This window comes from bacterium (assembly GCA_035295165.1).
Classification (GTDB): domain Bacteria; phylum Sysuimicrobiota; class Sysuimicrobiia; order Sysuimicrobiales; family Segetimicrobiaceae; genus JAJPIA01.
In genome coordinates, this window is the sequence record DATGJN010000080.1 from 36,992 (window position 1) to 51,731 (window position 14,740).

11 protein-coding genes are annotated in these 14,740 nt (G+C 69.5%); 3 read left to right on the plus strand and 8 right to left on the minus strand.

Annotated elements, in window-relative coordinates:
- Window positions 1–10: 10 nt before the first annotated feature.
- The gene (locus VKZ50_12690) at window positions 11–652 is read left to right on the plus strand and encodes a histidine phosphatase family protein (protein HLJ60574.1); all 642 of its coding nucleotides are present in this window, start codon (window positions 11–13) and stop codon (window positions 650–652) included.
- Between the two features lie 31 nt (window positions 653–683).
- On the opposite strand, the gene VKZ50_12695 is transcribed toward VKZ50_12690, so the two are convergent.
- Window positions 684–1,238, minus strand: a complete 555-nt coding sequence (locus VKZ50_12695) for a VIT family protein (protein HLJ60575.1) — start codon at window positions 1,236–1,238, stop codon at window positions 684–686.
- Complete coding sequence (locus tag VKZ50_12700; protein HLJ60576.1) at window positions 1,235–1,753, minus strand: Fur family transcriptional regulator; 519 nt, start codon at window positions 1,751–1,753, stop codon at window positions 1,235–1,237. The genes VKZ50_12695 and VKZ50_12700 overlap by 4 nt, the downstream gene beginning before the upstream one ends.
- A 159-nt stretch (window positions 1,754–1,912) precedes the next feature.
- On the opposite strand from VKZ50_12700, the gene VKZ50_12705 reads away from it, so the two are divergent.
- The gene (locus VKZ50_12705; GenBank protein ID HLJ60577.1) at window positions 1,913–2,869 is read left to right on the plus strand and encodes a fumarylacetoacetate hydrolase family protein; all 957 of its coding nucleotides are present in this window, start codon (window positions 1,913–1,915) and stop codon (window positions 2,867–2,869) included.
- A gap of 116 nt (window positions 2,870–2,985) precedes the next feature.
- On the opposite strand, the gene VKZ50_12710 is transcribed toward VKZ50_12705, so the two are convergent.
- Together VKZ50_12710 and VKZ50_12715 are read right to left on the minus strand one after the other, a co-directional pair.
- Window positions 2,986–4,536, minus strand: a complete 1,551-nt coding sequence (locus tag VKZ50_12710) for a sodium:solute symporter (protein HLJ60578.1) — start codon at window positions 4,534–4,536, stop codon at window positions 2,986–2,988.
- Window positions 4,533–4,778: a DUF3311 domain-containing protein gene (locus tag VKZ50_12715; protein ID HLJ60579.1), complete on the minus strand. Its 246-nt coding sequence runs from the start codon at window positions 4,776–4,778 to the stop codon at window positions 4,533–4,535. The genes VKZ50_12710 and VKZ50_12715 overlap by 4 nt, the downstream gene beginning before the upstream one ends.
- Before the next feature lie 222 nt (window positions 4,779–5,000).
- Between VKZ50_12715 and VKZ50_12720 the strand changes: the two genes are divergently transcribed.
- Complete coding sequence (locus VKZ50_12720; GenBank protein HLJ60580.1) at window positions 5,001–7,010, plus strand: prolyl oligopeptidase family serine peptidase; 2,010 nt, start codon at window positions 5,001–5,003, stop codon at window positions 7,008–7,010.
- Between the two features lie 15 nt (window positions 7,011–7,025).
- Here VKZ50_12720 and VKZ50_12725 read toward each other — a convergent pair whose 3' ends face one another.
- From VKZ50_12725 to acs, 4 genes are all read right to left on the minus strand, one after another.
- The gene (locus VKZ50_12725) at window positions 7,026–7,916 is read right to left on the minus strand and encodes a molecular chaperone TorD family protein (protein HLJ60581.1); all 891 of its coding nucleotides are present in this window, start codon (window positions 7,914–7,916) and stop codon (window positions 7,026–7,028) included.
- A 97-nt stretch (window positions 7,917–8,013) separates the two neighbouring features.
- Window positions 8,014–10,953: a molybdopterin dinucleotide binding domain-containing protein gene (locus VKZ50_12730; protein ID HLJ60582.1), complete on the minus strand. Its 2,940-nt coding sequence runs from the start codon at window positions 10,951–10,953 to the stop codon at window positions 8,014–8,016.
- A gap of 10 nt (window positions 10,954–10,963) precedes the next feature.
- Complete coding sequence (locus VKZ50_12735) at window positions 10,964–12,559, minus strand: 4Fe-4S dicluster domain-containing protein (GenBank protein ID HLJ60583.1); 1,596 nt, start codon at window positions 12,557–12,559, stop codon at window positions 10,964–10,966.
- Window positions 12,560–12,828: 269 nt separating this feature from the next.
- Window positions 12,829–14,740 (minus strand): acetate--CoA ligase (acs, locus tag VKZ50_12740; protein ID HLJ60584.1); only part of this gene is annotated, 1,912 nt, incomplete at its 5' end.

Genomic DNA, 14,740 nt, shown 5'->3' on the forward strand with positions numbered 1-14,740 from the left:
ATTCCCCCATGTGCCCACCGTCGTCTATCTCGTCCGCCACGGCGTCACCGATTGGAACGTCGCGCATCGTCTGGCCGGACGGCTGCCCGGTATCTCGCTGAACTCGGACGGCCGGGGGGAGGCGGCCGCCGTCGCGTCGAGGCTCGCCGCGCTCCCGATCGGGAGGGTCGCATCGAGCCCGCTCGAGCGCGCGCAGGAGACGGCGGAGCGGATCGCGCGGCCGCACGGACTCGCGGTGGCGACGGAGACCGCGTTGCTCGAGCGGGGGTACCCCGCGTGGCAGGGCCTGTCGGCAGCCGAGATCCGCGAGCGGTTTCGCGACGACGTCGACGCCGTGGCGCGCGGCGGACGCGTCCGCGGGGTCGAATCGGTCGAAGAGATGGCGGAACGCATGTGGGCCGTCGTGGAGCGGCTCGCGGCGCTCCACGCGGACGAGGCCATCGTGATCGTGTCCCACGCCGACCCGATCCGGGCCGTGATCGCGCGCATCGTCGGGGTGCCCCCCGCCCGCCTGCGGGCGATCACGATCGATACGGGCTCGCTCTCCAGGATCCGCCGGCGCGACGCCGCCGCGGTCGTCGACTACACGAACAGCCGGATCCACCTTGACGCCCTCGGAACACCGGGCCAGTCTTCCTCCAGCCCCGCGTAGCGCGAGGCGCCCGGCGGGAGCCACAGGAGCGTCACGACCGCCCGATCAGGATCCCCGCGAGGAACACCAAGCCCCCGCCGACGACCACCTGGAGGACCGAGAGCCAGAAGCTCATGGCAAAGTAGCGATTCCGGATGAACGCGATCGTCACGAGCTCGACTCCTACGACCAGGTAGGCCAATGCGAGCGCGGTGCCCAAATGCGGGATCAAGAACGGGAGCGCGTGCATCAGGCCGCCGATCAGCGTGGCGATTCCGGTGATCGACCCGCGGATGATGGGCTTGCCCCGGCCGGTCAACGTGCCGGTGTCGGAGAGCGCCTCCGCAAAACCCATGCTGATCCCGGCGCCGACCGCCGCCGCGCTGCCAACCAGGAACGCGGTGTGCGGACTGCGAGTGGCAAACGCGGTCGCAAACAACGGCGCGAGCGTGGAAATGGACCCGTCCATCAGCCCGAGGAGCGCGGGCTGGACCACCTTGAGGAGATACCCGGAGTGGTGCTGTTGGGCGCGCAGGTCGGCGGATCCCGCGTGCGGATGGCTCGGCTCCACGACCGCCACGTGGACTTCCGGATCGTCGCGCGTCATGCCCCCGCCTCCTGTGCGGGGCCCCGACGCCTCCGGCAGCGAGGACAGACCCCATGAAGTTCGAACCGAACCGATCGCACCTGAAAGCCCGCGCGCGACGCGACCGTGCGTTCGATCGCGCGGACACGCGGGTCCAGAACGTCGAGCACATCCCCGCACCGCCGACAGACCAGGTTCACGTGCCGTTCCACCTGGCCGTCGTAGCGCCGGACCGGACCGCCGACTTCTTGCACGATGCCGAGGTCGGCGAACAGGCCCAGCGTAGCATACACCGTGGCCGGGCTGATGCCGGGGAACCGCCGCCGCACCTCGTCGCAGACCGTTTCGACGCGCGGGTGCGTGGCGCGCCCGACGACCGCCTCGTAGATCGCCATCCGCTGCGGCGTGAGCCGCCCGCCGCGAGCGGCCAGCGTACGCCGGAGCGCCGTCCACGCCCGGTCCGGCGCGGTCCGCCCGGAACCGGCGCGCCTTCCCCCTGAACCCGCAGTCCGTACTGAATTCTTATTTGTAATCATTACAGTTACAGCCTATCCGCCGCACGCCCGCGTGTCAAGCGGCAGGGACGCACTGCGCCCGACGCCAACCCTTCTCCGGGCGGGCCGGAACCGGCCGGCCCCACAACGGCGGCGGCCGCGCGCGGGCTGCGACCGGCCGCCATCCTCGGAGGTGCAGGCATGCGGTTGGTGACGTTTGCGTCGCGCGGGAGGACCCGGGTCGGGGCGCTGTCGGGAGGCTGGATCGTCGACCTGACCGCGGCCGCGCAGGCGCACTACGCGGCGCGCGGGGCGGCGCGCCCCGGGGCCCGCGCCCGCACGTTGCTGCCCCCGTCGATGCGCCATCTGCTCGCCGGCGGCGACGAAGCGCTCACGTTCGCCCGCGCGGTCACCGCCGAAGCGGAGGCGCGCCTCTCCACGACGGAGGGCGCTCGCGCGTTGGAGGCGGACGGCATCGCGTGGCGCCGTGACGATGTGCGGCTGCTCCCTCCGGTTCCCGCCCCGCCGAAAATCCTCTGCGTCGGCCGGAATTACGCGGAGCACGCGCGCGAGGGCGGGAGCGATCCCCCCGAGCTCCCGATCTTCTTTGGGCGGTTCCCCCACAGCCTGCTCGGCCCCGGCGAGCCCTATGTGATGCCGCGCGCGAGCACCCAGGTGGATTTCGAGGGCGAGCTCGCGGCAATCATCGGGACGGGCGGGCGCGACATCCCCGAAGCCCGCGCGTTGCGGCACGTCGCCGGCTACACGCCGTTCAACGACATGTCGATCCGGGACTATCAGCGCCGCACGTCGCAGTGGATGCTCGGCAAGAACTTCGACCGCAGCGGCCCGCTCGGCCCGGCCCTTGTCACGCGCGACGAGATCCCAGATCCGCAGGCGCTCACCCTTACGGTGGACGTGAGCGGCGAGCGCATGCAGGAGGTCAGCACCAGCATCATGATCTTCACGGTCGCATACCTGATCGCGTATGTCTCCCGCGTGCTGACGCTCGAACCCGGGGACGTCATCGCGACCGGCACGCCGAGCGGCGTTGGGTACGCACGCACACCCCCGCGATGGTTGCGCCCCGGTGACGTCGTGCGCGTCGAGATCACCGGGCTCGGCGCGCTGGAGACGCCGGTCGCGGCGGGGTCCTAACGCGGGTCCAGGCTTCGACGGCGCGCCGCGGGAGGGACCGGCGGAAGCCCGAGAGGGCCGCCCACCCAAGGCGACCCTCTCGGCGCACCAACTCGGGCGTCTCGCGCCCGACGTCCCTACCGTGCCGCGGCGACCGCCGGCGCGCCGAGCACTTCCTCCTCGGCCTCGTACGCGTCGCCCGCCGTCTCGTCCCTCCCTCGGGGCACGCCCACCGCGTCGAGGATCCACGTCCCCACGATCGCGATGAGGATGTTCAGCACGAACATCTCGAGCGCGGCGTAGGCGTTGATGGTCATGCCGCCGACGTGCAGGGGGTACACCGGCGACTTGAAGCCCGTCGACCACGCGAGGCCGGTGCCGACGACCATCGCGACCAGCCACCCGAGCACCAGCGCAACGTGATGGAACCAGCGCGTGTACAATCCGAACACGATGGCCGGGAACGTCTGGAGGATCCACACGCCTCCGAGCAGCTGCAGGTTGATCGCATACTGCGTCGGCAGCAAGAGCACGAACGCGAGGGCGCCGATCTTGACGAGGAGCGACACGGTCTTCGCGACCGTGGCCTCCTCGTGGGAGGCGCCGACCGTCTTGAAGTACACGTGGTAGATGTTGCGCGTGAAGAGATTGGCGGCCGCGATCGACATGACCGCGGCAGGCACGAGCGCGCCGATCGCGATCGCCGCGAACGCGAATCCGACGAACCAGTCGGGAAACATCTTCAACAGCAAAGCCGGCACCGCAAGGCTCGGGGCGGACACCTTCACGCCGGCCGCGATCGCCATATACCCGAACAGCGCAAGCAGCCCGAGCATCAGTGAGTACGCGGGCAGGAGCGCGGCGTTCCGCCGGACGACCTGACCGCTCGAGGAGCTCAACACGGCCGTGATCGCGTGCGGGTACATGAACAGGGCCAACGCCGACCCGAGCGCCAGCGACGCGTAGGGCATCGCCGCCGCCGGCGGCAAGATCAGAAAGCCTTTCTTCGCCGGAAGCGCCGCCGCCGCGGCCTGGAAGATGTGCCCGAAACCCCCGAGCTTGATCGGGATCGCGATGACCGCGACGATCACGGTGATGTAGATCATGGAGTCCTTCACGAGGGCGATCAGCGCCGGCGCCCGGAGGCCGCTTTGGTACGTGTAGGCGGCGAGGATCAGGAAGGCGATGATGAGCGGCAGGTCCCTCGCCACCCCCGACCCCACGAATCCCATCGTCGCGAGCACCACCTGGATGCCCACGAGCTGCAGCGCGATGTACGGCATCGTGGCCAGGATGCCGGTCACGGCGATGGCGAGCGCCAGACCGCTGGACCCGTACCGGCCGCGGACGAAATCGGCCGGCGTGATGTAGTGATGACGCCGGCAGACGGCCCACAACCGCGGCATCAGCACGAAGACGAGGGGGTAGACAATGATCGTGTAGGGTACCGCGAAGAACCCCAGCGCTCCCACGCCGTAGACCAGCGCCGGCACCGCGATGAACGTGTACGCCGTGTAGAGGTCGCCGCCGAGCAAAAACCAGGTCACCACCGTGCCGAACCGCCGCCCGGCGAGACCCCATTCGTCGAGCCGCGTCAAGTCGCCCCGCTGCCAGTGCACGGCGACAAACCCCATCACCGTGACCAGCAGAAAGAAGAACGCGAAGACGATCAAGATCGTCCAGTTCATCGCCCACCCTCCTGCTTTGTGACCTTATACACGAATGCCGTCAAGATCACGCCGATGATGAGCCAAACGAACTGGTAGAAATAGAAGTATGGGATCCCCCACACCGCCGGTTCTGCGCGAGAGTAGAACGCGGGCCAGAGCAACGCGATGAACGGAAGCAACAGCAGGAGGTACCACGGGCTGAACACGGGGTGCGCAGCGCGGTGCGTGCGTGACGCCGACAGGTCCGAACCTCTCTTCATGGCATGCCCCCTTCTTCGTATCACGCCATGCGATGCGGCCGATCAAGCGGTCTGCGCGACCGACATACACCGCGGGGCCCCGCGACTCCTGGCGCCGGGTCCGCCGGGCCTGACGCCGGGGCCCGCGATCGCTCCGTCCCAGCGACCGTCGCCCGAGGTGTGGTGCCCCATGCGCGCCGAAGTACCATCGCACGCCCGCGATCACAAGGAGGCGAGCTAGGGATGCCCCAGCCCGCGTTGACGCTCGATCAGGCGCTTGCGATCACGTTCACGGCCGGGCACGCGTGGTCGCCCGGCGGTCGGTTAATCGGCTTCATCCACGACGACGGCGGCCGGTTCTCGCTGCGGGTCGCGTCGCCGGACACGGAGGACGCCACCCAGATCTCCGAAGGCGACGTGCCGGTCACGGCGTTCGCGTGGGCGCCGGACGGCGCGATCGGCTACGTCCAGGACGGCCGCCTGTTACTGGCGCGGGCGCAGGGAGGATCGTCGGGCCCGAACGTCCGGTGGGCGTCCGCGGAGGCCTACGCCGGCCCCGACCCCGTCGCGGCGCTCGCCTGGGCGTTCCGCGGCTCGCTGCTGGCCTTTCACGCCGGCGGGAAGGTATGGACGCTCGATCTCCGCGGCCCGTCGCTCCGCGCGCTCGCGCTGCCGTGGCCGGTGCGCGCACTCGGCCATGAACCCCCGCTCGCGTGGTCGCCCGACGCACGGATGCTCGCCGTCACGATCCGGGACGGCGCGCAGTGGGACCTCGCCGTCGTCACGGAATCCGGTCGCGTCTTGTGGCGCACACACACCGAAGAGCTGGAGGGGCCCGCCGTGTGGCTGCGTCCGGGGCGGCTGCTGTTCGCGCGGACCTCCGTTCCATACACCGCCCGGGAGTGGCACGTCCTGGACGTGCCCGCGGACGGCAGGCCTGCGCAGGTGAGGCGGCTGCACCGCGCCGAGGAACCCGACGGGCTGGGCGCCGATTTCGCCCCGCAGCCGCATCCCGACGGGCGGCGCGCCGTCCTGGTGCTGCGGCACGAAGGCTGGTGGCACCTCTACGTGCTCGACACGGAAACCGGGACCCTCCGGGCGCTGACCGGAGGCGAGGCCGAAGACGTGGGCCACGCCGTGGACCGTCCGCGGATCAGCCCGGACGGACGGGAGGTGATCTTCTCCGCGAACCGCGTCAACCTGGGGCAGCGCCATTTGTTCAGCGCCGACCTGACGACGGGGGAGCTCCGGCAGGTCACGGGCGCGTCCGGCACGAGCGTGGAGCCCGAATGGTCGCCCTGGGGAGACCGGATCGCGTTCAAGCACAGCACGATCCATCACGCGCCCGAGATCTGGATCGTGGACCGCGGCGGCGAGGAGATGCGGCGCGTCGTCGGCGCGATGCCGCCCGGGGTCGACCCCGGGCGGTTCCCGCTGCCGAAGGCGGCGACGATCCGGGGCGCGCACGATTGGGAGATCCCGGGATATCTGCTGACCCCGGAACCGCTCGAGCCCGGGCGGCGCTACCCCGCGCTCGTGTACGTCCACGGCGGCGGTATGCGCCAGATGCGCGAAGGGTTTCCGCCGCTCGAAGCATATGCGTTCCACTACGCCGTGTCGCTCTGGCTGACCGGACTCGGCGTGGTGTCCTACCTCGTCAACTACCGTGGCGGCATCGGGTACGGCCGCGCGTTCGAGCAGGGCAACTCGGGCGGTCTCGGCGTCCTCGAGTGCCAAGATTGCGTGCGCGCGGGGGAGTACCTCAAGAGTCTTCCGTTCGTGGACCCCGAACGCGTCGGAATCTGGGGACTGAGCTACGGCGGGTGGCTCACGCTCGCGTCGTTGTGCCGCTCACCCGAGACCTTTGCGCTCGGCGTCAACTTCGCGGGCCTCTGGGACTTCGGCCGGTGGATGGCGTGGGCCAAGGAGGCCTACCGGCCGCCGTACGACTACTTCCTGGGACGGGCCCGCGGCACCCGCGCGGAGTCGCCGGATGTCTGGCGCAACGCGTCGCCCCGGCATCTCATCGAGCGCATGCGGGCCCCGCTCATCAACTTCCACGGCACCGCCGATGCGGCGGTGCCGTTCGAGCAACTGGACCTGATCGTGGAGGATTGCGTGCGGCACGGCAAGAGGTTCGAGACCCACTACTACCCAGGGGAAACGCACCTGTTCACACACCGGGCCACGTGGCGCGACGCACTCCGAAAATTCGAGGCGGCGCTGCGCACGTACCTGGGCGTGACAGAGTAGCCGGTCGCGTCGGCGTCAACTCCCCTCCGCGGCGAGCCGCGCGAGCAGGTCCGCGGCTGTCTCGGCACGCGCCGCCCAGAACTCCGCGATCCCGCCGACCGCGTCCCGGTGCGCCAGGTGCCTCGGGATCCACGCGCGCACCTCCGCCTCGAGCCAGGCGAGCGTCCGCGTCGCGTCCTGGGACAGCAGCGCATCCAGCATGAACCGCCGCTCTCCCATTCGAAGCCCCAGCTCGGTGTCGCGGGCGGCCCGCGCGAGATCGGCGCGCACGAGGAGCGCCCCGCTGCGCACGGGCGCGAGCAGGCCTTGGAGGAACGCCGCGGCGCCGGCCTGCCGGGGATCGGGGAGCGGCGGCGCCTCCCGCAGGTGCAACGGCAGAGCATCGGGCCGGCCCGGCTGGACGAGCGCTTCCCGAAGCGCCTCACCGAGCATCTCCCCCCACGCGCGGTAGCACGGCGATGCGATGTCCCGAAGTTTGTCGAGGTACATCGGCAGCCAGCAGGCGAGGTGTTCCCACAAGAGCGCCTTGCGGCTCTCGGCCAGGAGCACCCGGCGCGCCGGTTCACGCTCAGTGCTCTCGTGCTCCCCCAGCGTGGCGTAGAGAGCGAGCAGGGTGGTCAAGTGGTCGGGCTCGACCGGCGGCACGCGTCCCAGCGCCCGCCAGAACCCGGCGATGCGATCCCGGGCCTCTCCGCCCAGCATGCCGTCGCCGCCGAGATACACGGACGCGTACGGATACAGGTGGAGCACGAAGATCTCGGTGTAGTGAGCGGCCTCGGGTCGACCGGGCAGCCCAAGGATTTCGGCGAGACGGATCTGCTCCAGGCCCGGGGGCTCGCCGAGCACCCCGAGCGCGCGCCACAACTCCATCAGCGCCTCGAGGCGCGGGCCTTCGTCAGGGTCCACGCGGATGAGCCCGCCGCCGCCCCGGCGACCGATCCGACTCGACCGCCTGCATTGCTCCTTACCGGGTCCGAAAGCCCTGACGTGAACCTCCGCCGCGTCACTCGCCGGCGGCCGGCGTGGGGTCCGGCGTCCTCGGACCCGGCAGGCGGTATGCGTCCCGGGACGGCCGCAGCGGCCGCATCAACCAGTAGGGCCGGCGCGTCCCATCCGGCGAGTGCCGGTCGGCGGGCTTGGTCAGCGCAAGCCACTTCGCATACACCTCGTGCGCGCGCTGCGTGCTGACGGCGATGTCCCCGTAGCGGTCGCCGGGACCAGCCGGCCGGACGCGCACCGCCTGGTGCCAGCAGTGTTGGCCGGAGATCGGGTCCGGATGCACAGGAAACGTCAGGTTCTGGTGCACGCCGACGTCCGTCCACCAGATCCGCAACGTGTCGGGATCGCCGGAGGCGTAGGGCGCGACACCGCGCTCGCGACGCAGCTGCCAGCGGTCCTCGGCCCGATCGAGCGTCACCGTCGCCATCGCCTGGCGCTGACCCGGACCCGCGCCCTGGATCTTCCACCGGCCCATGTGATGGCTGCAGGCGACGACCCCCGGGCGGATGCCTTCGGTGACCCACGCCTTCACGACGAAGTAGCCGATCTCGGTCTCCACGCGTACGAGATCGCCGGTGCGAAGGCGCATCGCATCCGCGTCGTGCGGGTGGATCCACAGCGGGTTTGTGTGGGCGATCTCGTCGAGCCACTTCGAGTTTGCGCTGCGCGTGTGAATCTGCACCGGCAGGCGGAACGTCGAGATCAGCACCATCTGGTCGCGCTCGAGCGCGCTGCGATGGACGTGGCTGCGCAGGTACGTCGGCAGGGCGCACTCGGACCACCCCCACTCGACGAGCGTACGAGAGTAGAACTCGAGCCGGGCCGACGGCGTCGGAAACCCGCGCAGGATCTCCCCGTCCACCCGAACGCCAACCGGCCGTCGCCCGTCGGCGTCGGGCTCGGGACTCCCGACCGGCACGATGTTGGGATCGGGCGGCTTCGCCGCGCGCGTGTAGGCGCGGCCGAACCGGCCAACGTGCACGTCCTGCAACTCCGCGAGCGGCACCGGCGTTTCGTACAGCGCGCCGATCTTGCGCGTGATCTCAAACGCGCCGTACCGCCGCATGAACCCGAGCGGCGTGAGGCCCTCCCCTGCGGCGCGCTCGGGCAGCCCCGGCACGGAATGGTCGAAGATGTGCGCGTAGTACTCGTCCACCGCGAGCCGGGCGCCGGGCTCTCGCTGGGACTCGAAGTGCTTGCGGATCCCGAGCGATCCGTCGGGATCGATCCGCCACGACAGCTCGATCCAGAACTCATTCTCCTCCCAGACCTCCCCGGGGTTCGTCTGGCGCGTGTCCGTCACGCGCTCCCCGAGGCGCTCCCGCGCCGCGCGCAGCACCGGCTGGCGGAAGCCGATCCACTGACCGTCGTACTGCTCGTAGGAGTGCAGGTCGTGGCGCTCGGGTCCGTGCCCCATCGGAAGCACGTAGTCCGCGAAGAACGCCGTCTCGTTCCAGGTCGGCGTGAGCGCCACGGAGCAGCCGACGACACGTTCGTCGGTCAGCATCTCGATCCAGGAAAACCCGTCGGGATTGGTCCAGACCGGATTGTAGACGCGGGTGAAGTACACCTCGAGCCGCCCCCGCCCGTCTTTCAGAAGATGCGGCAGCAAGAACGAGAGCTCGTTGATCGCGAGGGGGTACTCGATCGGCCAGGTCAGGCCGTTCCAGGTCGTCGGGTGCGGCGGGACGTAGATCGGCTTCGGCACGTACTTGTTCCACGCGTTCGGGTAGGTGCCGCCTTCGGTCGCCACGGCACCCAGCAACGCGTTCAGCAGGAACAGCGTTCGCGGCACCTGCCACCCGCCCAGGTTGCCGGCGGCGGCGCTGCGCCACGTGTGGGTCGACAGGCGCGTGCCGGCCGACGCGACCGTGCGCGCCACGTCTTCGAGCGCGGCCGCATCCACCCCCGACTCCTGGGACGCGAACTCGAATGTGTACGACGCATAGAGGCCGCGCAGGATCTCCTCAAACGTCTCGAACGTCGCCGGGTGATCCGGGTGCTCGAACGCGAGGTACTCCTCCCAGTTCCACCAGCGCCGGACGAACTCGCGGTCGTAGAGGCCGCGCCGGATCAGGTAGCTCGCGATCGCGAGCAGGATCGCCGCCTCGGACCCGGGATGCGGCGCGATCCAGTGGTCCGCATGTGTCGCTGTGTTCGACAGCCGCGTGTCGAACACGATAAGTTTGGCCCCCTGCTGTTTCGCCTCGATCACGCGCTGGGCGTGGGGGTTGAAGTAGTGGCCCGCCTCGAGGTGACTGCTGACCAACAGGATCACGCGGGCGTTGGCGTGATCCGGGCTCGGCCGGTCCACGCCCATCCAAAAATGGTAGCCCGCCCGGCCGCCGCTGGAACAGACGTTGGTGTGAGTGTTGTGCCCGTCGACACCCCACGCGGCGAGCACGCGCTCCGTGAACCCATCCTCGCCTGGCCGGCCGACGTGATACATCACTTCGTTCCCGCGTCCTTCCGTGATCGCACGGCGAATGCGCACGGCGATGTCGTCGAGCGCCTCGCTCCAGCTCACTTGGACCCACTTGCCCTCACCCCGCCGGCCGGCCCGTTTCAGCGGGTACAGAATCCGGTCGGGGTCGGTGATCTGGTTGAGGGTCGCCGGCCCCTTGGCGCAGTTCCGTCCGCGCGACCCGGGATGCTCGGGGTTGCCTTCGAACTTCCGCACCTGCAGCGTCTCCCGGTCCACGTAGGCGAGGAGACCGCACGCCGACTCGCAGTTGAAACACGTGGTCGGCACCAGCATGTACCGCTTCTCGACCCGCCGACCCGGCCACGCCTTGGAGTCGAGCTCGACCCAGTCGTCCCACCGCTCCTTCGGGGGGAACGAGGCGAGATGGATCCGGCTCGGCCCAGGGTAGAACGTCTCGCCCCGCGCCTCGGCGTCGCGCCGCGCCGCGCTCACCCGCTGGTTCAGCGCCTTCGTGTCCATTCCGTCCCCCTTAGGCAAGCGGCACGCACTGCCCGGCCTGCACGTACGCGTGCTCGTACGCGAGCAACCCGACGAGCGCCAGCACGGCGACCGCGGCACCGCTTCCCGCGATCGGCGTCGCGAGAACGCCGAGCACGGCCGCGGAGACGAGCACGGCGAGTGCGCCGAACCCGATGCCGGTCCAGAACCCCGTCCGGAAGCGGCCCGCGGTCATCTCGCGGACCGCGAGGCGCCCGTGGGCGGTGCCGTGCGGCAGCGTCGTCTCCCCCCACACCAACAGCAGGTGCGCGAGGCTCGCGCCTCCGACGATCCCGAGCAGCGGCGGCGCCACGGCCGGTTCCAGCCAGCCGGCGAACGGCAGCAGGATGGCCGCCCCGGCGATCACCGCCTGCAGCAGCAGGTGCAGCGGCAGCACCGGATTCTGCCAGAGGTCGCGCGCCTTCGCCTGCGCGAACAGGTAGGCAGTGTACACTGCGCACAGCACGGCGAGCACCGCGCCCGGCGCGCCGAGCACCCGCTGCAGCTCGCGCCATCCGAATACGCTGCCAACGAAGTGCAGCGCGAGCACGAGCGAGTACGCCGTGATGATGAAGGCGCCGCGCACCAGCCAGCTCCCCCACTGCGGACGCGTGAAGATCAAGTAGAACCGCTCGGGGTGCTTCAGGTCGGCGACGAGGAGCCCGCCGGTCGCGGCGAGTGCTGCGCCGCAGACGACCGGCGCCACCCACACCCACAAGGCACTGCTCCACGACAGGACGCCGCCGAGCAGCAACCCCAGGAGCACGAGATACGCCCCCGCGGCGATGCCCTTGGTCCACGTGTACAGACTGACCCGCCAGTGCCAGGGCGCGGTGTGGGGCACGTCGTAGCTGAGGAGCGCCGCGGCAGACGTGTTGTTCCACGGTGAGGCGACGCCGGCCGGCACGTCGCCGGGCCCGGTCCCCTGTTCGCTCCACATGTAGAGGCCGCCATCGGGGCGCCGCGCGGCAAGCGGGTCGAGCGTCGCCTGGTGCGCCCCGCGGTAGAACAGCTTGGGCTGCGTGTCCTTCTCCGGCCGGCGCACGGTGACGGGCTCGCGGTGCACAATCTGGGCGACCCGGGAGGTCGGGTCGTTCAGATCACCGACGAGGATCGCCTCGGTCGGACAGACCACCACGCACGCCGGCTCAAGCCCGACGTCGAGCCGGTGCGCGCAGAAGTTGCACTTCTCCGCCGCATGATCCTCGGGGTTGATGAAGATCGCGTCGTACGGGCACGCGGCGATGCAGGCCTTGCAGCCGATGCAGATCGATTTGTCGAAGTCGACGATCCCGTCCGGACGCACGAACATCGCCGACGTCGGACACGCGGTCGCGCACGGGGCGTCGTCGCACTGGTTGCAGCGCGTGACCTGGAACGCCCGGCGCGCCTGCGGGAACATCCCGACGTCGACGTACTTCACGTACGTCCGGGTGACCCCCACCGGCACTTCGTTCTCCGACTTGCACGCCACGGTGCAGGCGTGGCAGCCGACGCAGCGGGTGTGGTCGATGACCTTCGCCCACTTCGGCGGACGCGCCGCGCCGGCGAGCGCGTCCCCGACGGCCTGGGCAGCAGGAAGAGGCATGCCGTTGCTCCTGGGGTGATCGAGTCGGTGCCTTAACTGTTTCGGCGGCGGAGCGACGCGACCCCTGCTCGGAGAGGGACGCCGCCGGCCCCTCGCACGCTATCTCTGCGCTTCTCTCGGGCCCGTCAGCGGCGGCGCTCAGCGTGTCGGGAACATCAGCGGCCGCTGGCAGGCCATCCTTGCAGATGTTCGGACGGCAGACCAGCAGGGGCACGATCGTACCCCTGCTGGTCGCGAGTCCCGTGGGTCACGTTCTCGGATCCGAGTCTTCACACGCTCCCGAAGCGCTTGATGTCCTCAGGGCCGGTCTTGGTCACCACCGGTGTGGCCCCCTGCACCGCCACGCGGATTTGCTCGACCACGTCCGGATTGGCCAGGGTGGTAACGTCCCCCGTGTCCATGGTGTTGGAGATGGCCGCGAGTACCCGGCGCATGATCTTCCCCGATCGAGTCTTGGGCATGTCGGGGACGATGCGGACGTCTTTGGGGCGGGCGATCTTGCCGATGGTGGTCTCGATCGCATGGACCACCCGATCCTTGATCTCGGCGCTCGGCGAGATGCCCGGTTTCAGCGAGACGTAGACCTCGGGCACCCGCCCTTTCAATTCATCGACCACGGGCACCACCGCCGCCTCGGCCACCTCGGGCACTGTCAAGCAGGCCGACTCGATCTCCTTTGTCCCCAGGCGGTGCCCCGCGACGTTGATGACGTCGTCGACGCGGCCCAGGATTCTGAAGTAGCCGTCGGCCGCCTGCAGCGCACCATCGCCGGCGAAGTACGGCCAGTCGCGCCAATCCTTGCTCTTCGGGTTCTTGCAGTACTTCGCGTAGTATTGGCGGACGAAGCGGTCACGGTCTCCCCAGATCGTCTGCATGATCCCCGGCCAGGGGTTGCGGATGCAGATGTTGCCGGCTTTGCTCGAGCCGCGCGGGATCTCCTTCCCCTCTTCGTCGTAGATCACCGGGTAGATCCCCGGCACGCCCGGGCCGGCGCTTCCTGGTTTCATCGGATCGAGGGCCGGCTTCGTGCTGCAGAGAAAGCCCCCGTTTTCCGTCTGCCACCAGGTGTCCACGATGACCGCCTCGCCCTTGCCGACGGCCTTGTGGTACCAGCGCCACACCTCGGGCTCGATCGGCTCTCCGACCGTCGTCATGTGCTTGAAGCGGGTGTGGTATTTCTGGGGTTCGTCGGGTCCGGCCTTGCGCAGCATGCGGATCGTCGTGGGCGAGGTGTGGAAGATGTTCACGTCCAGGCGCTCGGCGATGCGCCACGGACGCCCCGCGTCGGGATACGTGGGGACGCCCTCGTAGATGATGCTCGTCGCGCCGAGCGCCAGCGGGCCGTAGACGATGTACGAGTGCCCCGTAATCCATCCGATGTCGGCGAAGCACCAGTAGACGTCGGTCGGGTGAATATCCTGAATGTACTTGGACGTACCGGCCACGTACGCGAGATACCCGCCGGTCCGGTGCTGGCAGCCCTTGGGGCGTCCCGTCGTGCCGCTCGTGTACATGAGGAACAAGGGCGCCTCGGCATCCATCGAGACCGGCTCGATCTTCTGGCCGACATACTTCTTGAGCAGGTCGTTCATGATATAGTCGCGGCCGGAGACCAGCGCTGTCTCTGACGCTGACTTGTCGCGGAGCCGGCGCCAAATGAGAACCTTGTCCACTTTCTGGCCTTCCTTGGCCGCTGCCGCCACTGCGATGTCGGCGTTCGCCTTGTGGTCAAGCAGCTTCCCGTTCCGGTAGTACCCGTCCATCGTAATGAGGACGCGGCTCCCGGAGTCCGCCGCCCGAAGGCCGCACGCCTCGCCGCTGAATCCGCCGAAGACCACGGAGTGCACGACGCCCAGGCGCGCGCACGCCAGCATCGTGATCGGAAGCTCCGGGGTCATCGGAAGGTGGATGGTGACACGATCGCCTTCCTTGAGACCGGCGAAATCGCGAAGGAGCGCGGCGACCTCGTTGACACGTGTGTACAGCTCCTGGTAGGTGATCGCGACGTGGGTGTCTTCCTCGGGCTCCGGGACGAAGATGAGGGCCGCCTTGTTCTTGTACTGCGCGAGATGGCGGTCGACGCAGTTGTAGGATACGTTCAGCTTTCCGCCGACGAACCACTTCCAGAACGGCGGGTCGTTGGTATCGAGCGTGGTGTAGTACTGATCCCAGGAGAGCAGG